At 43.7% G+C, this 21,999-nt stretch carries 15 protein-coding genes and 1 tRNA gene; 6 read left to right on the plus strand and 10 right to left on the minus strand.

Going from position 1 to position 21,999, the window contains the following annotated elements:
* Positions 1–147: 147 nt before the first annotated feature.
* From T538_RS0111740 to T538_RS0111750, 3 genes are read right to left on the minus strand one after another with little or no spacing between them, the layout of a single operon-like run.
* Positions 148–2,121: a PorE family type IX secretion system protein gene (locus tag T538_RS0111740; protein WP_031533881.1), complete on the minus strand. Its 1,974-nt coding sequence runs from the start codon at positions 2,119–2,121 to the stop codon at positions 148–150.
* Positions 2,118–4,202: a DNA topoisomerase 3 gene (locus T538_RS0111745; RefSeq protein ID WP_031533880.1), complete on the minus strand. Its 2,085-nt coding sequence runs from the start codon at positions 4,200–4,202 to the stop codon at positions 2,118–2,120. Before T538_RS0111745 ends, T538_RS0111740 begins: the two co-directional genes overlap by 4 nt.
* Before the next feature lie 40 nt (positions 4,203–4,242).
* Positions 4,243–5,658: a methyltransferase RsmF C-terminal domain-like protein gene (locus T538_RS0111750; RefSeq protein ID WP_031533879.1), complete on the minus strand. Its 1,416-nt coding sequence runs from the start codon at positions 5,656–5,658 to the stop codon at positions 4,243–4,245.
* A 689-nt stretch (positions 5,659–6,347) separates the two neighbouring features.
* On the opposite strand from T538_RS0111750, the gene T538_RS0111760 reads away from it, so the two are divergent.
* Together T538_RS0111760 and T538_RS0111765 are read left to right on the plus strand one after the other, a co-directional pair.
* On the plus strand, positions 6,348–7,142 hold the full coding sequence (locus T538_RS0111760; RefSeq protein ID WP_031533878.1) for a thymidylate synthase: 795 nt from the start codon (positions 6,348–6,350) through the stop codon (positions 7,140–7,142).
* Positions 7,143–7,160: 18 nt separating this feature from the next.
* Positions 7,161–7,649 (plus strand): dihydrofolate reductase, encoded by a 489-nt coding sequence (locus T538_RS0111765; RefSeq protein ID WP_031533877.1) that lies wholly within the window; start codon positions 7,161–7,163, stop codon positions 7,647–7,649.
* Positions 7,650–7,660: 11 nt separating this feature from the next.
* Here T538_RS0111765 and T538_RS0111770 read toward each other — a convergent pair whose 3' ends face one another.
* Positions 7,661–8,152 carry an Lrp/AsnC family transcriptional regulator gene (locus tag T538_RS0111770; RefSeq protein WP_031533876.1) on the minus strand — a complete coding sequence of 164 codons (492 nt, stop codon included), beginning with the start codon at positions 8,150–8,152 and terminating at the stop codon, positions 7,661–7,663.
* A 116-nt stretch (positions 8,153–8,268) separates the two neighbouring features.
* Between T538_RS0111770 and T538_RS0111775 the strand changes: the two genes are divergently transcribed.
* The gene (locus T538_RS0111775; protein ID WP_031533875.1) at positions 8,269–9,552 is read left to right on the plus strand and encodes a M64 family metallopeptidase; all 1,284 of its coding nucleotides are present in this window, start codon (positions 8,269–8,271) and stop codon (positions 9,550–9,552) included.
* A gap of 2 nt (positions 9,553–9,554) precedes the next feature.
* Here T538_RS0111775 and T538_RS0111780 read toward each other — a convergent pair whose 3' ends face one another.
* The gene (locus T538_RS0111780) at positions 9,555–10,466 is read right to left on the minus strand and encodes an AEC family transporter (RefSeq protein WP_031533874.1); all 912 of its coding nucleotides are present in this window, start codon (positions 10,464–10,466) and stop codon (positions 9,555–9,557) included.
* Between the two features lie 256 nt (positions 10,467–10,722).
* Between T538_RS0111780 and T538_RS0111785 the strand changes: the two genes are divergently transcribed.
* A complete protein-coding gene (locus T538_RS0111785) occupies positions 10,723–11,766 on the plus strand; it encodes a PDDEXK nuclease domain-containing protein (RefSeq protein WP_031541293.1) in 1,044 nt (347 codons plus the stop codon).
* Positions 11,767–11,916: 150 nt separating this feature from the next.
* Here the strand turns inward: T538_RS0111785 and T538_RS0111790 are convergent, their stop codons facing one another.
* From T538_RS0111790 to rsmI, 5 genes are all read right to left on the minus strand, one after another.
* Positions 11,917–13,539 (minus strand): C10 family peptidase, encoded by a 1,623-nt coding sequence (locus T538_RS0111790; protein ID WP_155993160.1) that lies wholly within the window; start codon positions 13,537–13,539, stop codon positions 11,917–11,919.
* Between the two features lie 275 nt (positions 13,540–13,814).
* Positions 13,815–15,212 carry a RagB/SusD family nutrient uptake outer membrane protein gene (locus T538_RS0111795; protein WP_031533871.1) on the minus strand — a complete coding sequence of 466 codons (1,398 nt, stop codon included), beginning with the start codon at positions 15,210–15,212 and terminating at the stop codon, positions 13,815–13,817.
* A gap of 23 nt (positions 15,213–15,235) precedes the next feature.
* Positions 15,236–18,328 (minus strand): SusC/RagA family TonB-linked outer membrane protein, encoded by a 3,093-nt coding sequence (locus T538_RS0111800; protein ID WP_231497107.1) that lies wholly within the window; start codon positions 18,326–18,328, stop codon positions 15,236–15,238.
* 304 nt (positions 18,329–18,632) lie between these two features.
* Positions 18,633–19,472 carry a Cbp1 family collagen-binding glycoprotein adhesin gene (locus T538_RS0111805; protein WP_031533869.1) on the minus strand — a complete coding sequence of 280 codons (840 nt, stop codon included), beginning with the start codon at positions 19,470–19,472 and terminating at the stop codon, positions 18,633–18,635.
* Positions 19,473–19,489: 17 nt separating this feature from the next.
* Positions 19,490–20,245: a 16S rRNA (cytidine(1402)-2'-O)-methyltransferase gene (rsmI, locus tag T538_RS0111810; RefSeq protein ID WP_081834965.1), complete on the minus strand. Its 756-nt coding sequence runs from the start codon at positions 20,243–20,245 to the stop codon at positions 19,490–19,492.
* A 172-nt stretch (positions 20,246–20,417) separates the two neighbouring features.
* On the opposite strand from rsmI, the gene T538_RS0111815 reads away from it, so the two are divergent.
* Both T538_RS0111815 and T538_RS0111820 read left to right on the plus strand, forming a co-directional pair.
* Entirely contained in the window at positions 20,418–21,536 is a 1,119-nt protein-coding gene (locus tag T538_RS0111815; RefSeq protein WP_031533867.1) for an AI-2E family transporter, read from the plus strand.
* A gap of 325 nt (positions 21,537–21,861) precedes the next feature.
* Positions 21,862–21,939, plus strand: a tRNA-Lys gene (locus T538_RS0111820).
* Positions 21,940–21,999: the final 60 nt, after the last annotated feature.

Raw genomic sequence — 21,999 nt, forward strand, 5'->3', positions numbered from 1 at the left:
GTAGGAACATCGTAGGAACATCGTAGGAACATCGTAGGAACATCGTAGGAACATCGTAGGAACATCGTAGGAACATCGTAGGAACATCGTAGGAAAAATCCTCTGGTTGAATCCCCAACCAGAGGATTTTTTATATAGCACGACTTTTTACTTTTCAAACATATTGTACGTTGTTCTGAGTACGCGGAATTCGGTACGGCGGTTCAATGAATTGCAAATTTCCTGCTGCTCGTTTGGAAGTTTCTCAATATAATCCTTGGAGAGCACATCGCCTTCTTTCAGAAAATCGAACGATTCGAGCATCTTCTTGCTTACAGTCTTAGGCTTGGTTACGCCATATCCAACAGGAGTGAGGCGTTCTTTTGCAATTCCACTCTTTATCAAAAACTTAACACACGACTCGGCACGTTTTTGCGAGAGCCACAGATTGTATTTCTCGTCGCCGCGATAATCGCAATGCGCGCCAAGTTCTATCGTGATGTTAGGATTCTCGTTCAGCAGAGTTACGAGAGCCATCAATTCGGTTTCCGACTCCTTTGTCAAATCGGCCTTGTCGAACTCGTAGAGCACGTTGTCGATAAGCACAGGTCTGCTGATTGACGGCAGCGGAAATTGCAGAACATATTCTTTTGTAACGCCGGCAGTATCGGCTCTGAAGTCTTGTTTGTGATTAAGAAAGCCCTTGCAAGTGCCAAGCAGAACGTAATCGACATTAGGCTTGACCTCTACAACGAACGAGCCGTCGCCCTTCACGCTTATTTTCTGATTTGTGCCATCGTTGCCAACCATGTAGACAAGTGCCTGAGGCAGTTCGTAGCCGTCCTTCTCGTAAACCCATCCCTGTACGGTAAGTATATTTTCAGCCAGTTCGAAACTGTATATGTGGTCCCAGCCGTGGCCGTCGTTACGGTTGCTTGCGAAAAATCCGCGGTTGTAAATGCCTTCGAACGTAAGGCCAAAGTCATCGCCCTCAGAATTGAGCGGATAGCCAAGACGGTTAAGCGTCCACGCCTTGAGCGAATCTTGTTTGGCGCACCACACATCGAGTCCGCCCATGCCCGGATGTCCGTTAGATGAGAAATATAGGTCGCCGTTTGGGCGGAATGTCGGAAACATCTCGTCGCCGGGCGTGTTTATCGGCGCGCCCAGATTCTCAACGCCGCCAAAGTTATCATCGGCAGTTATACGAACGCGCCAGATGTCGAGTCCGCCCTCTCCGCCGGGCATATCAGAAACGAAATAAAGCCATTGTCCGTCGGGCGATACTGCCGGATGGGCGTACGACGAAAGCGAATCCTTTGTCAGAACGCAAGCCGTAGGGGTGCTCCACGAAGCATCTGAGCGCGTGCTCTTGAAAATCTCGGCATAGCGCGGATACGACTCGTCCTCGCGGCATCGGGTAAAATACATAGTCTTTCCGTCGGGAGTAAAGCAGCATGCGCCCTCGTCTTCTTCCGAATTTATTGCATCGGTAATAACCTCAGGCTTAGTCCATTTGCCTTTCTCGTCTTTCTTGCACACGAAGAAATCGCCGTTCTTCACGCCCGTGATTCCGTTGAGCTTGTCGCCTTTCGCCTGAGGACGCGTTGACGACAGAAAAAGTTGGTCGTCGCCCAAAAGCATCGGCGAGAAGTCGGAACGGCGCGAGTTGAACATATCAATCTTCTTAACCTTGTAGCCCGATGATTCTTCTTTCCATTTCCGTGCATTCTGAGCCGAAATCAAACCGTTCATGGCGAGTTTGTCGGCCGGCTTGTGCGCGAGGTAAATCTCGTAGTTTTTGGCAGCATTCTTGTAGTCCTTGTCGCGCCGCTGCATCTCGGCAAGATAGAAGAAGACGATAGAATCGTGATATTTATATCGAACGGCATTCTGATATGCGCCTCTCGCCCTCGATGTATAGTTAATCTTTCGGTAGCACTCTGCAAGGGCGAAAGCGCGCTCGCCACGCAGCTTGCGCTCCTTCGGCGGAGTCTGGCTGTATGCTTTTTTGTACATCTGCGCAGCGTTGAAATATTCGCCAAGGGCAAGAGACTGCTCCGCCTTGCGAACGGAATTCTCCGCTCCGCACGAGAAAAGCATAAGCGCGCCAAGCACTAAGACTATGATGTTCGACTTCATTTGACTTCAGTATTAAACGGAAGGACGAACTTGCAGCCCGACTTCCAATTTGAGCACCCGTAAGCCGCCCTGCCCTTTATTATGCGTCCCTGTCCGCACACCGGGCATACCGTGTCTATCAGTTCGTCCGACGGGACAAGCGACGGAGATGCCGGCTTTGGCTTCGGATTGTCCGAGCCGCCAGATGCCACCGCAGCCTCATCGCCCTCGTCGCCGTCTTTCTTCTTCGACGACTTTCGTGGAGCGCGTTTCTTTGGCGCAGGCTTCTCCTCCTCTACTTCTAACGAAATTCTTCGGTTTGTATTGTCTGCCAGCACCTGATTTACAATATCTGTAACCATCTGCTTCAGTTCGCCCACGAAGGTAGCCGCGTCGTAACTCTTCTTCTCTATCTCGCGTAGTTTCTTCTCCCAGATACCAGTTAGTTCGGCACTCTTCAGCAGTTCCTCGCGGATAAGACCGATAAGCTCCATGCCTGTAGGAGTAGCAACGAGATTCTTCTTCTCCTTGCGGATATACTTGCGTTTGAAGAGCGTTTCGATGATAGCAGCTCGGGTTGACGGGCGACCGATTCCGTTCTCCTTCAAGGCATCGCGCAACTCGTCCGAGTCGACCAGTTTTCCAGCCGTTTCCATGGCGCGCAAAAGCGTTGCCTCGGTATAGAACTTTGGCGGAGTGGTCATCTTCTCGGCAAGGTCGGGAATGTGCTCGCCGCTCTCGCCCTTCACGAAGGCTGGCAGAACGCGTTCCTCATCCTTCTCCTTATTCGCCTCTTCGTCAGGCAGATTGGTCTGTTGCTTCTCGAAAAGCACGCGCCAGCCCGGTTCCATAATCTGCTTTCCTGTTGCCTTGAACTCTATCTTATCAACCTCGCCCATAACGGTAGTAGTGGCAAACTTGCAGTCGAGATAGAATACGGCAATGAAGCGGCGCGCAATCATGTCGTACACATGCTTTTCCATGTCCGAAAGATTGGTTGGCGGCACTCCCGTAGGGATTATAGCGTGGTGGTCGGTCACCTTGCTCGAATCGAACACCTTCTTGCTCTTCAGAAGTTTCTTTCCGCCAAGAGGAGCAATAAACTGCTGATAGTCACGAAGTCCCGAAAGAATCTGCGGACACTTTGGGTAAATATCATCGCTCAGGAATGTAGTATCAACACGCGGATATGTTGTGAATTTCTTCTCGTAGAGCGACTGGATCAGTTGCAATGTCTGGTCGGCAGAATAGCCGAATTTCTTGTTGCACTCAACCTGAAGCGACGTAAGGTCGAACAGTCGCGGAGGTGCTTCCGTTCCGTTCTTCTTCGACACATCGGTAACGGTAAACGGCGCGTTCTTCACCTTTTCAAGAAAGGCGAAACCCTCTTCCTTGCTCGTAAACTTGCCTTTTGTTGATGCAAAGATTACGTTGCGGTATTTAGTTGTCAGAACCCAATAAGGCTCTGGCACAAAGTTGTCTATTTCGTGCTGACGCTTTACGATTAGTGCCAGCGTAGGCGTCTGTACTCGTCCAATAGAGAGCACTTGCCTGTTCTGTCCGTATTTTAAGGTGTACAGACGAGTTGCGTTCATGCCCAAGACCCAGTCGCCAATGGCGCGACAGAGTCCGGCCTCGTAGAGCGACTGGTACACGGACTGGTCTTTCAGTTCCTTGAATCCGTCGCGTATAGCCTCTTCGGTCAGCGACGAAATCCACAGACGCTCCACAGGACATTTCGCCCCAGCCTTCTGCATCACCCATCGCTGAATCAGTTCACCTTCCTGCCCGGCATCGCCGCAGTTTATAATCTTTTCGGCATTCGACATCAGTTTCTCTATCACCGCGAACTGTTTCTCTATGCCCTTGTCAGCCTTCAGTTTTATGCCGAAACGTTGTGGAATCATGGGCAGACTGCTCAGAGTCCAATGCTTCCACATCGGTGTGTATTCATGAGGTTCTTTCAACTCGCAGAGATGACCGAATGTCCACGTTACCTGATAGCCGTTTCCTTCAAGATAGCCATCGCGCTGCGACGTTGCTCCAAGCACATTGGCAATGTCCTTGGCAACACTCGGTTTCTCGGCAATACATACAATCATATTTGTTTCTTCTTTTTTGGAAGTGCAAAATTAACAAATTTTACATAAAAGAGAAATACCCCTTCTCCTCAATCTCCTTCGGAATAAATCCGCTGCGTATGCGCCACTCTTGCGGATAGAGGTTGTTGGCACGGTTTCCGATGTTCTTTACGAATCCCAGCGGATGATTCTTGTAGGTTACAAGAACATAGCCTCGCGGAGTTCCGTCGGGCATGGCAACAGCCTCTTTGCGCAGATATGCTATCGCCGACATATAGTCGAGTTCCACCGTCGGGAATGTGTCGCGATTAAGAGCCGTAGACAGAGCCAGAGCCACATCGGGCTGCCAGTCCCTGCCTTTCAGCGTGGCGAGTTCTATGCCAGCGTGCATCACACTAAGTTCCTTGCTGAGACTATCATATACTTCAATGTATGCCATCGGAAAAGCCACAGGCTGCTCGCCTCGCCACACAAATTCAAAGTTGCCCGAAACATATTGTTTCAGTTCCTTCGGAAATGCAGGCACACTCTTCGGCTTTGCGTCCTTGCCTTTTTTCTTCTTTGCCGGCTTCTCCTCCGGAATATCGTCCTCGGCATCCAAAGGCTTTCGCATAAGGCAGAGGAAGAAGCCCTCGCCCTTTGTGATATGCGGCATAAAATGATACACATCATACGGCGTGCCAACGGTGTTGCCCTTTATGTTCCATTCGGGTTTCGTTTCAACCTTCAGGACTTCCGCTCCAAGATTCTTAACAATCCACTCTACGTTGCCATCATCTTCGAGAGCGTTGTATGTGCAGGTGCTGTAAACAAGCAGTCCGCCGGGTTTCAGGCATCGCCAGATGTCGTTTATTATACTTCGCTGAAGGCTCTCGCACTCGGCAACCTTAGCGGTGCTCCAATCCGAAACAGCCACCTCGTCCTTGCGGAACATTCCCTCGCCCGAGCAAGGCACGTCAGCAACGATTAGGTCGAACAGATGCACAAACTTTGAGAAATCGGCAGGATAGTTATTAGTAACTATGCTGAGCGGATGTCCCCACTTGGTAATATTTTCAGAAAGCACCTGAGCGCGCGGACGTATCGGCTCGTTGCTTACAAGCAGACTGCCTTCGGGCAGGGCTGCGCGAAGAAGCGTGCTCTTACCGCCGGGCGATGCGCAGAGGTCGAGCGCAACGACTGGTTTATCAACATACTGCTCAACAACTTGCGTCAGGAACATCGATGATGCCTCCTGAACATAATACGCGCCCGAATGTAGCAAAGGGTCGAACGTGAAAGGCGGTCGCGTTTCGAGATACCTGCCATATTTCTCCGACCACGGCACAGCCTGCGCCGACAGTTCGCCAGTCCACTTTGCCGGATTGAGTCTTATGCTCACCGGCGATTCGGTGGCAAGCGCATCGGCGAGCGACTTATATTCGTCATCGCCTATAAGCCTGCGTGTATATAATTCAAAATCTTCTGGAATATTCATACTATTGGCAAAGATACAGCAATCCGAAAGCAGAACAAAATAAATCATACGATTTTTAGGCAAGCCGAAACTATACAAAACAAAAATAGGCTACTACACTCACGTGCAACAGCCTACTACAATCATAAATAAACTACCTAAAACTTACCTAAAACTAGTACAATAACTGTAATCTTTTCAATCCAAACTCAAAAGCTTTACCTTAAAATCACTATTTTACCCAATATAACTTTATAATATGAGTTCACTTCAATCAGTGATAGCCTCATCTTATTTGTCTTAATCCGACATCAACTTCAACAATTCAACTTATGTTTTTTCGACTCGCATCCGAGTCTGTTTTTATTATCACATTGCAAATATAAACACTAAAATTAAATTTAACAAATTTTTTAATAATTATTTTTTAGTATTTTTTAACTTTTTTTGAAGCAAAATATCTAACCACTTAAATATCAGTATATTATAAATTTTTAACCACAAAACCGTCATAACAACAAATGACTAAAATATTAACAAATGTGAAAAAATCCTAAAATATTTCACATTTTTTAACATTACAGTCATGTTTCAATATTAACACAATCGTACATATAGAACAAGTCTTTTTACCTTAAATATATAATGTATAAAGCAAAATTGCAAAAATTATATTACTTTTGCCTTCAATTAAAAAATCAAAACATTTAATGAAACAATATCTTGATCTTGTAAACAGAATACTGACTGAGGGCGTTGAGAAGGGCGACCGCACCGGAACGGGAACAATCAGCGTATTCGGCCATCAGATGCGGTTTAACCTCGAAGACGGATTTCCGCTCGTGACAACGAAGAAAGTTCATCTGAAATCGATAATCTACGAACTTCTGTGGTTTCTCAGAGGCGACACGAACGTAAAGTGGCTTCAGGAGCACGGCGTAAGAATATGGAACGAATGGGCCGATGAGAACGGAGACCTCGGACATGTCTACGGCTACCAGTGGCGCTCGTGGCCCGACTACAAAGGCGGATACATCGACCAGATTTCGGAAGTGATAGAGCAGATAAAGAACAACCCTAACTCGCGCCGACTTATAGTTAACGCCTGGAACGTGGCAGACATCGACAACATGAACCTGCCGCCTTGCCACATGTTCTTCCAGTTCTACGTTGCCAACGGAAAGCTGAGCCTGCAGCTGTATCAGCGCAGTGCCGACACATTCCTTGGCGTGCCGTTCAACATTGCATCGTATGCCCTTCTGCTTATGATGGTTGCTCAGGTTACAGGACTGAAGGCAGGTGAATTTGTCCACACGCTTGGCGATGCTCACATATACAACGACCACATCGAACAGATGAAACTTCAACTTTCGCGCGAGCCTCGCAAGTTGCCTACAATGAAGATAAATCCCGAGGTGAAGAACATCTTCGACTTTAAGTTCGAGGATTTCGAACTCGAAGGCTACGACCCTCATCCGCACATCGCCGGAAAGGTTTCAGTTTAATAAATCAAGAAGAAAAATATGATTAACATAATTGTCGCAATAGCCCGCAACAACGCCATAGGCTACAAGAATCAACTGATATATCATCTGAGCAACGATCTTAAAAGATTCAAGGCTCTCACAACAGGGCATACCATAATAATGGGCCGAAAGACGTTCGATTCGCTTCCGAAGGGCGCGCTGCCAAACCGCCGCAACATCGTTCTGTCAAGACAGAAGGACATTGAGTTTGCCGGTGCAGAGCATTTCACATCGCTCGAAGAGGCTCTGGACAACTGCAAGGGCGAAGAGGACATCTACATAATTGGCGGCGAGACGCTTTATCGCGAGGCCATGCCGATGGCAGACGCTATCTATGCCACCGAGGTTGACGACACTCCTGAGAATGCCGACGCCTTCTTCCCAGAGATTGACAAGAATGTTTGGGTAGCAAAAAACAACGAGGCACACGAGACCGACGAGAAGCACGCACAGCGATACACGTTTGTTGACTATATAAAAAAGTAAAAGCGTAGAACTTAATCTACGCTTTCATTTTCGTCGCTCTCAATATCCATGATTGGCATCTGTCGCTTAATTGCCTCGTGGAACGAGATAATGGTCTCGGAACGGGCAAGTCCCAGCGGCTGAAGTTTGTCGTGGATAATACTCAGCAAATGATGATTGTTGCGAGCATATATCTTTATGAACATGTCATAGCCTCCAGTTGTGAAATGACACTCAACCACCTCCGGAATCTTGCGGAGAGCCTCTGTCACCTCATCGAACTGCTCAGGATCTTTTAGGTACAAGCCTATATATGCACAGGTTTCATAACCAATCTTCTCAGGGTCTATTAGGTACTGTGAACCTTTCAAAATTCCTAGGTTTACTAGTTTCTGAATACGCTGGTGGATGGCCGCTCCCGACACATCGCATGCTCGCGCCACCTCAAGGAATGGCACTCGTGCATTTTCTGCAATCATCCGCAGAATCTGCACATCCAACTTGTCAATCTGATGTTGTCCCATATTTTTTATTACTCTAAATAATTTTTGCAAATATAGTACAAAGTAGATTATAAATCGTAACTTTAGTTTAAAAAAGTAGTTATATTTTTACAAAATAAATACAAAATTAGTTACAAATGAAAAGATTTTTAATTTTCTCAGCTTTTTTTCTGGCGATGCAGGGCATTGTGGCACAGAGTTTTAGCGATTATTTCGAAGACAAGACGCTGAGAATAGACTATACCTTCAGCGGCAATCACGATTTGCAACATATCGAGGTGTCTGAACTGAAAAAATCGGACGGATGGTACGGTAGAAGGCACAATCTCGACTCTCTGCCACTACGCGGAAACGGTCAGATTTACATGAAGCACAAGGGCAAGGTTGTCTATGCCACTTCGTTCTCAAGTCTGTTTCAGGAATGGCTCACAACCGAGGAGAGCACAAAGGCTACAAAATCGTTCGAAAACACTTTTCTGCTGCCTTTTCCTAAGGATGAGATGGACGTTACAATAAACCTAACAAACACTCACAACAAGGTGGTTTCTGAACTCACCTATCACATCAACCCTAAGGATATCCTGATAAGGCAGATGAAGCCGAACAAGGAGCAGAAAACAAGATATATCCACAAGGGCGGCGACCCGAAGGAGTGCATTGACGTTGTGATTGTTGCCGAGGGATATACCGAAAGCGAGCTCGAAACGTTCTTCAAGGATGCCGAGATTGCTTCGGAATCGCTCTTTGCACACGCGCCTTTCTCGGCAAACAAAAGTAAGTTCAACATTCTGGCGGTAGGCGCGGTATCGAAAGACAGCGGCGTGAGCATTCCGCGTCTTGGACAATGGAAGAACACGGCTCTGTCATCGCATTTCAGCACGTTCTATTCTGACAGGTATCTTACAACCCTTCACATAAAGGACTTGCACGATGTTCTTGCCGGTTTGCCATACGAGCACATCATAATCCTTGCAAATACCGACGAATATGGCGGCGGCGGAATATACAACTCGTACACCCTCACAACGGCGCACCACGAGCAGTTCAGACCTGTTGTTGTTCATGAATTTGGACACAGTTTCGGCGGTCTGGCAGACGAGTATTTCTACGACGACCAGTACGAGACTCAATATCCATCGGACACCGAGCCATGGGAGCCAAACCTTACAACTCTTGTTGACTTCGGAAGCAAATGGAAGGATATGCTACCTAAAAAGACGAAGATTCCAACCCCAATCCCACCGTTAGACACCGAAGATAATCTGATGAAGAAGATAGGCGTGTACGAGGGCGGCGGATACCAGTCAAAAGGCGTTTACCGTCCGTTCTACACCTGTCGCATGAAGGTGAACGAGGTGAGCCGCTTCTGCGATGTGTGTCAAAGGGCTATGCAGAGGCTAATAGACTTCTACACAAAATAAAATCAGAGAATCATTGACACCAAAGGTATCGTTATCATCGACAGCAATGTGGTGATAAAGGTACCTTGTGCCATTACGGTCTCGTCTCTGCCGTACTTAAAACAGAGCATCGTGCCGAACGAGGCAACGGGCATGGCTGTTATCATTGTGTTGATGCTGATAATACGGTCGTCGAACAAGCCCGAAAAGCGGAACAGATACATAACGAACAGCGGCAGGATGAAAAGGCGGAACGCCGACATCAGGAATATCTTAGGTCCGCCGGTCATATGCTTCAGCGGAATCTGCGAGATGCTATAGCCAATTATCAACAGCGAGCCGGGAACGGTTATGTTGCCTATTAGCGTGAACGGTTGCGCTATTACATGAGGCACTCTGATGGCAAAAGCCACGATTATCACGCTTATGTACGTTCCTATCATCGCCGGAGAATAGAAACGCTTCCATTGAAACTTACCTTCTGACTTGCCTGCAATAAACTGAACGCCCCAGATAAACACGCAAAAGGTATTTGCCACATTCAGAATACTTGCATAGAACACGGCCTCAGGACCGAACATCGATGCCACAACGGGATAGCCTATGAAGCCCACGTTTCCGAAGGCAAGCATGAAACTGAACAGTCCTTCCTCCTCGCCCACATTGAAGAGGCGCGGCAGATAGGCTGCTATGACAAGCAGCACGATATACGTTATTATGCCGACAACCATCAGCGGAACGATCAGTTCACGATTTGGCAGATTGTCGCCCATAGTGCTGGCAATGATAAGGCACGGACAAGTAAGGTTGATAATAAGGCTCGCCATCTTCTTGCTCAATGTCTGGTCGAACAATTTTGCCTTGCCGCTTATGTATCCGGCAATAACCACGGCAAACAGCATAGCCATCTGCTCAAGAATAACTGTAAAATCCATCGTGTTACCCAATAAAAATTGTGCAAAGTTAAACTAAAAAAGCATTATGCTGAAGTTTTTGGGGACTTAAATGCAATCGCAATTGACAATGGATAGTTGACAATTTCTTTTCTGGTATGTGCGCATAGATACGACTCTTCAATATGCCATTGTTAACCTAATAAATGTTAAAATAGCTCACAATAAGTATCTTGGATGATGGAAAGTCCATATATGTGCCGATTTTTTTCTACCTTTGCTCTCAAACCAATCACAAATGAAACAAGATAATCCATCTCAACAAGTTCAGCAACTTGACACGCTATATAGCGATGTACGTCAAATCATAGAGACTTCACGCAGCAATGCCGTGCGTAGTGTCGATTTCTGTCGTGTGCAGATGTATTGGCACATGGGGCAACGCATATTCGAGGAAGAACAGCAAGGCAAGGAACGCGCCGACTATGGAGCGTATCTTTTGCAGAATTTAGCAAAACGCTTGGAGCCCGAGTTCGGAAGCGGATTTGGCTATCGTCAACTTAAGTTTTGCCGTCAGTTTTATAGGACATATCCAAATAGGAACACACTGTGTTCCCAATTGAACTGGAGCCAATATCGTATGCTGATTCAGATTCCAGACCCCGACAAACGTGAGTACTACGAATTGGAATCCGTAAATAACGCATGGACAGCCCGCGAGACAGAAAGGCAAATAAATTCGATGCTTTACGAACGTTTGTTGATGAGCAACGACAAGGAGAGTGTACTTGCCGTGGCTCGTAAGGAACGTATCCCCGAAAGCCCTACCGAAATCATCAAAGACCCAATGGTGCTCGAGTTTCTTGGACTGCACCGAGAAAGTAGTTATTACGAGAAAGATATGGAGTCGGCAATCATTACCCACCTTACGGATTTCCTTCTCGAAATGGGTAAGGGCTTCTCTTTTGTTGCGCGACAAAAACGTCTTTTGATAGAAGACGACGAGTTCTTTGCCGACCTCGTTTTCTACAACCGTCTGTTGCGTTGCCATGTGGTAATTGAGTTAAAGACGGGCAAACTTACTCATCAGGATTTGGGACAGTTGCAAATGTATGTCAATTACTACGACCGTAACGAAAAACTCCCTGACGAAAATCCTACCATCGGAATACTTCTGTGTACCGAGAAAAACGATACGGTTGTCCGTATGACATTGCCAGAAGACAATAAAAGTATTCTTGCGAGTGAATATAAGCTTTATCTGCCTTCATCAGAGCAACTTATTGATGAAATTAACGAGGTAAAGAAATTAGCACAAAATCAATTATCAATTGATAATTGACAGTTGACAATATTTTTTGAAAGTTGAAACTTGAGAGTTGAAAAAATCTTTTTAATTGACAATTCACAATGACTCTAATATTACATAAACTAAATAAAGGGATTTGTTTATTTTACAAATCCCTTTATTTACACTTTCAGTTCACCTACATTACTGAAGAATAACGTCGTCTTTATCGTTGGAAACCTGCACTCTTACATGTTTATAATCACCCCAGCCATTAACATTTTTTGCACGTACACCTACTGAAGGTAAATATTTACGTGGACGTGAAGTTGGGGCTTTAAATGTCAAGCCAATACGGCTTTTATCCTCACTATAATATTTAATTTTATAATCCAAGCCACTCCTATCAACCTCCCACTCATACTCTAATACATGTTCTTTTGGATCATTTGAAGCTAGTACTTCATATTCTACACCTGTTAAAAATATCTGTTGACTTCTATCCAAAGAATTTGCGCGCTCTCCCTGATATGTTATTTCCGGTTTACTAGGATATGAAGGACGAGTTATTGTAGATGTCTTCAAACTATATCTACTAAAGTAAAAACCTGCTCTAGTAATCTTTTTACCATCGTCGTCGTACACTGGTTTTTCCGTATCAAATGCCGTACTAAGGAAATACCCATTTCCTATATTCTTAAATCCCCAATTACAATGGAAATAAACATCTGTTTTATTTTGCTTATATTCCTTTATATATCCATCAATGACCCACGCATGACCACGATTACTCCGCTCGATGCCTTCAACATATATTATTTTACTATGCGTTTTCAAATCAGAAACCAATTTTTCAGAATCAAAATGTTCTAAAGGTGTAGCGTCATAATCACCTAACTCCTGTATTTTGGGAATTGCAGTTTCTGAGGCTACACTAGTTTGAGTAGTACTTTTATATTCTGCACCCAATTGTATACCCCAATACCTCATAAGGTGACAAATCTGTAATTCTACTTCTTCGTCACTAATATATTCTCCTGTAGAAGTTTTACTACTTACCAAATTAATTCTATTCCAATTCAACTTACATTTTTTTGTCTTACCACAATCCAAGTACGAAATAGATTCGGGATATTCAAGAAATGAACAAATCTGTGAAATTGCAGTAGGAACGCAACCTGTTGGACAATGACAATCTTCCGTGCCACCACCTTCGACAATAATAATTTCATTACTTATTGGACAAAACTTGTTATAATCCTGCGCCCACTTACACTTCAACAAAGGTAGCATAACTTCTGTTTGTGTTTGATCTGACTCTGCGGCAGATAAAACACCGCCATTACCACCAACACTAGCCAAAGAAGAACTTGTCATATTCTTCCTACTTGCAATAATTGACGACATATAATCGCTGAAGCCTGAATCCATGGTATCGTCCTCGTCGTATGTACCCTGCTCTACATATCCATAAACATGAGTGTCATTTTTGTCTGTAGAAACAATGGCATAACCATTATTATCAGCAAAATTGACTATGTAAAATAGAGAATCGCTGTTTGACGCGCTTCCAGAGCGTGTGCTTTTCTTATTTTCACCAATAGCCTTAACACTCTCAACTCTTAACGAAAAATCCGAAGTTCTAGTCGCCTTGTTTATTTTATTAACAAAGTCTAAAGCATACTGACTAGCCTGCTCTGCAGTAATCAAATTTTCATTTGATTGCTCGACAAATGCTTCAGATTGCGGAAAATCCAGTTCTTCACTCGTACAAGAAAACATTGTTACTATAACAAGTAACATTAACAAATGTATTTTTTTAGTCATATAGATTGTTATTTTGCCATCTAACAGCTTCAGGCATTGCTTATTTCTTTGCAAAGATAGTTATTTTTTCTGTTTACCAACATTATAATTGATTTTTTTATTTATTAAAAATACAAAATAAAATATTATTCGATAAATAAATACATACTTTACAACACTAATAAATCTATTAGTCAAAAACGTGTCAAGTTTACAAGCAATAGGCAACAAAAAAAGGATGTGTCAAAAAAGTGACACACCCTCTTATATCTGAATATTAAATCTGCGATTCTGAATTACATTCCATAACCTGGGTTCTGCTCCAGAGCTGGGTTGTAATCAATCTCACGCTGTGGGATTGGCAGAATAGTTCTGTTATCGTCGTAATTGATAACCTTATCCAACTGATTTGTTACGCTCTGTCTGTTACGCCAGTATGCAAAAGCAATCTGGTTCTCAGCAAAGAGTTCCTTCTCATACTCAAAGATTACATCGTCAATAGTTACAGAAGCAACATTCTGATAGTCTGCTACACGGTTTTTCTCGACAGCGTTGATGTAAGAAGCAGCTTCTTCAGCATTACCCAACTTAACTGATGCCTCGGCAGCAATCAAGTAAACCTCAGACAGACGGATAATCTTTGGATTGTTTACATAAAGACCGTCACGACCAGGATATTTTGCTGGATAGTAAGAATCAGCAGCTGTTTTAGAAGTCTTACCAGACTTTATCAACTTGCCGCGTACATCATTAGTATTCTCTGTAAGATACTTGTAGAGCTTGCCATTTGTATTGAAACCACACTCTGCATAACCAGAAGCATCAGTATAATAACCAATACTATTACGCTGAGGATTATAGTTTGATGTAATCAACAACTCAAAGATTGACTCGCTTGTTGCCTCCTTATCCCATACATTTGCATAATCCTTGATTGTGTAAAGCTCGTAACCGCCATCTGCGATAACCTCTTTTGCATCAGCAAGAGCCTTTTCATTTTCACCCATATAGAGATAAGCACGAGCACGAAGAGACAAAGCAGCATAATAGTTGAAGTAGCCATTTTCCTTCTTGCTCCCCTTATCCATCAACTTCAAAGCCTCTGAAAAATCAGCAATAATCTGATCGTAAGTTTCCTTCAAAGTTGAACGAGTGCCCTTGAAGTCATTTGGCTGAACCTGAGTAGAAACCACGATACCAGAAGCTTTTGCGTTTACATCGTCAACAGCAGTTGGGATATGAGCAAACATACGAGCCAAATCGAAGTGAAGAAGCGCACGCCATGCGAATAGCTGGCCGCGAAGTTCGTTAACCGTAGCACTCGCAGAAAGGCCCTCTGAATACTTCAATGCCAAATTTGTATTTGCCAAAGCCTTATACATATAGCAATACGCATATTCAGGAAGAGCATCATTCTGAGTAAGAGTATAACGTGAAATTGCAGAAGACTGTCCATTATCACTTATAACTGCAAAATCATTTGTAAGAAGATCTGCATAGAGTCCATATTCAGAAGCATAAAGCATTCTCTCTTCAGAAAGGATGTAACCTACACCATTAATAGCATATTTCAAGTCTGCTTCTGATGTGATAGCATCATCAACTGGCAAAGATGTAGAAGGCGCCTCATCAAGGTTACATGAGGTCAAGGCGAGCCCAGCAAAAAGACTCAATGCCAAATATATTTTTTTCATATCTTTATTCCTTAATTGATTAATTAGAATGTTAAATTCAATCCAAACAAATACTGACGAGTTGCAGGAGTATCAGTCTGACGATAACCATTTACATCAACATCAGGATCTACATCCTTTGTAGCGTTGTAGATGAAGAATGGGTTAGTTGTACGAACATATACACGGAGACTGCTGATATACTGCTTCAATGCAGGTACGTTTACATTATAGCCCAAAGTAATATCACGAACACGTATATTGTCGGTTGAACGAATCTCACGAGAAGAGAACTTGTCCCAACGATATGGGTTACCATAAATTGGCATTGGATATTCAACCACATCACCCGGCTGCTTCCAGTAGTTTCCGGCTACACATGCATTCATATTGAAGTTACCTACGCGTACACCATCGCTATACTGCAAGAAGTAACCCGGATAATCGAACAGAGAAGCACCAAACTGATAAGAAACCATGAATGAGAAATCAAAGTCCTTATATCTGAATGTGTTTGTCATACCGCCAAGAACATCAGGTACTGCCTTGCCAACGATTCCATTACCGGCATCTGAATATTTGTTAACTACTCCCTTAGACTCATCATTAGGGTCTGCCCAGAACTCACCAAGACCAGTATCTGGATTTACGCCCTTCCACTTTGGCAAATAGAATGTATGCATAGACTCACCCTCACGGAGCAAGTACATGTTACCGTCGCCATACTGTACATCTTCACCGTCTGGCAGTTTAGCAACCTTGATGCTCTGCCATGTAAGGTTGAAATCTGTTGTCCAAGAGAAATCCTTAGTTCTGAAATTCTGAGAAGAAACAGAGAACTCAATACCTTTGTTATCCAACTGACCAATATTTTTCAACTGGTCTCCGAAACCTACTACATACGAAATTGGAGACTCGAACAACAAATCCTTTGTAACCTTGTTGTAATATTCCAATGTTACGTTAACACGGTTGTAAAGATTCCAGTCGAAACCAACATTAAAGTTGTATGACTTTTCCCAACCCAAGTCTGGATTGCCAAGCTTATTCCAGTAATAAGCAGCATTCTCACCATAACCACCAGTTGTTGCATAAGTCTTCATATATTCATAGAAGTCTTTTGGCAGGTTACCATTTGTACCATAAGAAGCACGAAGCTTAAGATCTGTGAACAAAGGAGAATCAGGCATAAATGCCTCCTTTGTCAAACGCCAAGCAGCAGATACAGACCAGAAACTTGCCCAACGGTTTTCCTTTGCCAAACGAGAAGAACCATCAGAACGGAAGCTTGCAGAAACATAGTAAGTATCGTTATAATTGTAATCTGCCTTGCCAAGCCATGAACTCATCTTTGAGCCGTATGCCGAACTACCAGTATCATAAGACTGTCCATTTGACAATTCTGGAAGCTTATACGTAATATAGTTCTTTGCAGAAGCTGTAAAATAGTTTAGTTTGCGGCTCTCATACTCATAACCTGCCATTGCACTAAGACTATGCTTGCCAAAAGTATTTGCATAATTCAAAGTGGTAGAAGAAGTAAGAGTTTTGTTGGTATAATCCCAACGCTGTCCCAAACCACTCAAAGACTCACCATCCAAACTTTCTGGAGCCCAAAATTCAAGCATTTTGTTGTTTGTATAGTCATAACCAAATATCTCACGAGCTACAAAGTTGTAAGGAAGCTTAACCTCAGCACTTGCATTTGAAAGGCTACGCAACATTTCGTTCTGCGTAAACTGAGAGTTTGCATTTAAATCGTTACGGAAAAGGTTGTTTGGATTATCAGCCTTACCGAAACCTGCATTAGCATAAGAACCATCTTTGTTATATACAGGTGAAGTTGGGTCCATAGAGTAAAGAACAGACCAAGGAGTTGAAGTTCCAAAACCCTGACTCTGGTCGCCCTGATCACGATAGCCCTTAGAATTGGTGAAAGAAACCATCTGCTTAACACCAATCTTCAACCAATTATTTACTTCATGATCCAAGTTTACACGACCGCTATAACGCTCGAACTCACTACCCTTAACAACACCTTCAGTATCATTGTAGCCAAAGCTTACAAAGAACTTAGTTTTGTCAGTACCACCATCCATAGAAAGCTGATGATCTTGTGAGAGTGCATTGTGATAAACCTGATCATACCAGTTTGTGTCTGTTGTTCCCTCATAATCATGGAACCAGCCATCAGCAGCCTCAAGTTTACCTGCTGCTACATAATCAGTAGTACCATAATTTTTCAACAGATTTGCCTCACTATAATTCAGTTTCAAGAAGTTTGTCAAAGCATCTGTATAATACTCCTTCAACTGAGCAGCATTCATTGTCTTGAAAGCATCTTTAACAGCAATCTGGCTTGAACCAATCTGCATATCATAGTGGATATTAGTCTTGCCAGTCTTACCCTTCTTTGTTGTAATAACAACAACACCATTGGCTGCACGTGAACCGTAAAGAGAAGATGCAGCAGCATCCTTCAATACTGTCATGCTCTCAATATCATTAGGGTTCAAAGTTGAAAGCATACTCTGTGAGTGAACGCCATTTGATGACATATAACCATCAGAAGCACTTAATACTGGAACACCATCGACAACGTAAAGAGGCTGTGTTGAACCATTTACAGAGCCTATACCACGAATCAAGATCTTCTGATCTGCACCCGGATCACCCATAGCAGCACCAACACGAACACCAGCCATCTTACCTTCCAATGACTTAACCAAAGATCCCTTTTCAGCAGACATTTCCTTGTCCTTCAACGCAGAAGCCGAACCAGTAAAAGAGTATTTCTTGGCTGTACCGTATGCAACAACCATTACCTCGTCCAAAGCCTTAGAATCAGACTTCAGAACAACTTTTACGTTACTCTTAATTGCTACTGTCTCGGTCATCATACCAATGTAAGACACCTGCAAGTTCTTAGCAGACTTTGGAAGTCCAGAAAGAGCGAACTTACCATTTACATCAGTTACAGTACCCAACTGTGTACCAACAACCAAAACAGAAGCGCCCACTACGGGTTGCCCATCCTCTTCAGAAATTACAGTTCCTGTAACATTTGAGGTCTGAGCAGTTACTGTGCCTACTGCAAAAATAAAGCAAGCCAATAACAGCATTAATTTTTCTCTCATAAAATCTCTCCTAAAAAAATAACTATACTTGTTTATTATATCTTAATTTTTACATCTAATTTACACCTTTCATTTTGAAATCAGAAACGCTTTCTGACTTACACTTTGCAAAGATATGTATATTTTTTGCATTTCTACAAAAATATGTAAGAAAAATATGCTAAAAAACTACATTTTTTTATTTATACCATAATTATGGTATCAAAAATCATAAATATGCGGTAAAAATTCGTTCTTTTCCGCACAGGTACAAAAAAAAGAGGCTCACGAATGAGCCTCTCTATATAAAGCATTCTGATTCAGATTACTTTGTTACGATAACCAAGTACTTAGAAATGCTCCAGAACTTAGCCTGGTTAGTGATAGTAAGAACATACTCCTTGTTACCATTCTTCTCAAGAGTATATGAGTCAGATGGGTGGCTTGTCATGATAGTAGCCTTCTTAGAGTTAGTCTGGATAGTTGTAATCTTACGAAGGTCGCCCTTAGTGAAGAATGAGTTGTTGAAGTCGCCGTTCTTCAAAACGTCGCCGCTCTTAAGGATGTTGTTCTGCTTCAAAGTCTTCTTGTTAGCAAGAACATAGTAAACTGTGTTCAAAGAAGCATCCTGATCAGCCATTGTCTTCTCGTTAGCTGCCTTAGTAGCCTGAAGGTCTGCAACGTTTGAGTTAAGGTTAGCTACAGTCTGGTCAAGCTCAGCGATTCTGATGTTCTTCTGCTCAAGCTCAGCCTGAAGCTGCTTAATCTGCTCTTCCTTCTCCTCAAGCTGCTTAGTAAGCTGCTCGATAGTCTCCTTCAACTTAGTTGAGTTGTAAGAGCTGTTGCGAAGACGAGCCTTAAGGTTAGCAATCTCCTTGCGGTTCTGCTCCATCTTCTCTGCGATGAACTTGATGTTCTCAGAGATCTTTGCCTTGTTGTTACCCTCAGCACCCTTAGCAAGGTCTACACGGCCCTCAGCCTCGTTAATCTGACGGAAACCTTCCTGAATATCGTTGAATGTGCCCATCAACTCGTCAAGTTCAGCATCCTTACTTGCAACAACCTGTGCCAATGAGTCCTTCTGCTGGTTGCTTCTTTCCAACTCTTTCTTGTTACAAGCTACAAACATAGTCGCACATAGTGCAAACAAAACTACTTTTCTCATACTTTTGTACTTTTAATTTAAATATTATTAATGTTATTCTTATATTTCTTGCTTTTTCGCTCTTCTTTTTGGAGTTCCTTTTGGTGTTCCTTCTCCTCCTTGGCGTCGATGCCTGCAAGCACTATCACAATCTCGCCCTTGGGCTCTGTCTCGGTAAAGTGCTGTATCACCTCTACCAGCGTGCCGCGAACGCTTTCCTCGTGTACCTTCGAAATCTCACGGCACACGCTTACTTGCCTCTCGGCGCCGAAATATTCAACGAATTGCGTCAGGGTCTTGACCAATCTGTAAGGCGACTCGTAAAATATCATTGTCCTCGACTCTTGCTTTAATGCTTCGAGGCGCGTTGCCCTTCCCTTTTTCTGCGGAAGGAATCCTTCGAAGCAGAATCGTTCGTCGGGCAGTCCCGAACTTACCAGCGCCGGAACGAAGGCTGTGGCTCCCGGCAGAGTCTGAACCTCGATGCCGTTTCGCACACATTCGCGTACCAGCAGAAAGCCGGGGTCGGAAATGGCGGGAGTGCCGGCATCGGATATGAGCGCAACTGTCTCGCCTGCCTTTATCCTTCTTACGATGCTCTCGGTTGTCTGGTGTTCGTTGAACTTGTGGTGCGACTGCATGGCATTCTTTATTTCGTAATGCTTAAGCAGTATTCCCGATGTACGGGTGTCCTCAGCAAGTATCAAATCAGCCTCTTTTAGTACCCTGATAGCTCTGAAGGTCATATCCTCCATATTTCCTACCGGAGTAGGTACAACAAACAATTTTCCCATCGCCTATTTCGTTAAACCGCTGCAAATATATACATAAAGTTGAATACTTCATAAAAACTACAGATTTTTTAACACTTGTTTAGTATTTTGGGCGCATTTTTAAAGAAAGTTTACAATTCAACTCCTTTTTTTAAAGTATTTTTGCATTTGATAAAAAATATTTAAAACGCTTATGTTCGACAAAAAAATTACGTTCGACAGTTTCATCCGAGGATGTATTTCGGCTCTTATCCTGATACTATTGTATGTCTTGTTCAAGAGCATTAAGGGTGCGCTACTTCCGTTCTTCATTGCATGGCTTCTTGCATATATGCTCTACCCTCTCGTTTCGTTCTTTCAGTACAAGTGCAGACTGAAGAGCAGGACGGTGAGCATCTTTGTGTCAATAGCGGTAGTAATAGGCGTGCTTACGGGTCTGCTGGTGCTTACCATTCCGTCGCTTAGCAAGGAGTGCGCAATATTTGTGCAGATTGCCGAGAAATTCATAACGCAAGAGGCTGAGATGGCGCAGACGCCGGGAACAATCCCGTATATAATCAGCGACTATCTTAACGATATGGACTTGCAGCAGTATGTAAACGGCGAGGCTTTCACCAATACGCTGAAAGAAACTCTGCCCGAGGTGTGGGACTTGTTCCTTGGTACTGCCAACGTGGTGATGAGTATATTCACATTATTTATAATATTACTATATATGTTTTTCATCCTGCTCGACTACGAGACTTTCTCGGAGGGCTGGGTGAACCTTGTGCCGTTTAAGCACCGCCAGATGGTAAGCACGCTTGTTAGCGACGTGGAGAAGGGCATGAACAGTTATTTCCGCGGTCAGGCAACGGTGGCTTTCTTTGTGGGCGTGCTGTTCTGCATCGGGTTCAGCATCATCGACTTTCCGCTGGCTATACTTTTGGGAGTTATCATCGGAATACTGAACCTTGTGCCTTACATGCAGCTTATAGCCTTTATACCAACCATTCTGCTGGCTCTGATAAAAAGCGCGAGCACGGGCGAGAACTTCTGGTACATCCTAGGCATGGCGCTGGTGGTGTTTGCCGTGGTGCAGATTATTCAGGACGCAATACTTACGCCGCGAATAATGGGCAAGATTACAGGTCTGAATCCTGCGGTAATCCTGCTGTCGCTCTCTGTCTGGGGCAGTCTGCTTGGCATACTTGGAATGATTATCGCCCTGCCGTTCACCACTCTCCTGCTGTCGTACTACAGGCGTTACATCGAGTTGAACGAACGGAAACAAAAGGTTAAGGCTTGGAGAGAAGGCAAGAAGAATTCATAATTCAAAATTCAGAATTCAAAATTCATAATTCATAATTGACAATGGACAGTTGACATTTGGGGAATTCATAATTCAAAATTCATAATTGATAATTACTACTGGTGCGATAAAATTCTTGGTTCTGCCGAATTTCTGCGCGAGACCTATGATAAGATTGGTTGCTTTTTATTGTGTTCGTGCTTTCGGCTTTTAAATATAAGCGAAGAAAAGAGTTTTCTTTCGAAAAAAGTCATAAAAAGCGGCAGAAACTCTATTTTTTCTTGCAAACATTTGGCTATATCGTTTTTTTGCCCTATATTTGCACTCGCTTTCGAGCAGTAAGGTTTGATCCGCTAGCTCAGCAGGTAGAGCACAACACTTTTAATGTTGGGGTCTTGGGTTCGAACCCCAAGCGGATCACCCACAGAAAGGACTTCTTTTTGAAGTCCTTTTTTGTTTTTGTACACTTCCCTTAGTCGCATAG

Origin of the sequence: Bacteroides sp. Ga6A2 (genome assembly GCF_000702225.1) — a bacterium.
Lineage (GTDB): Bacteria > Bacteroidota > Bacteroidia > Bacteroidales > Bacteroidaceae > Ga6A1.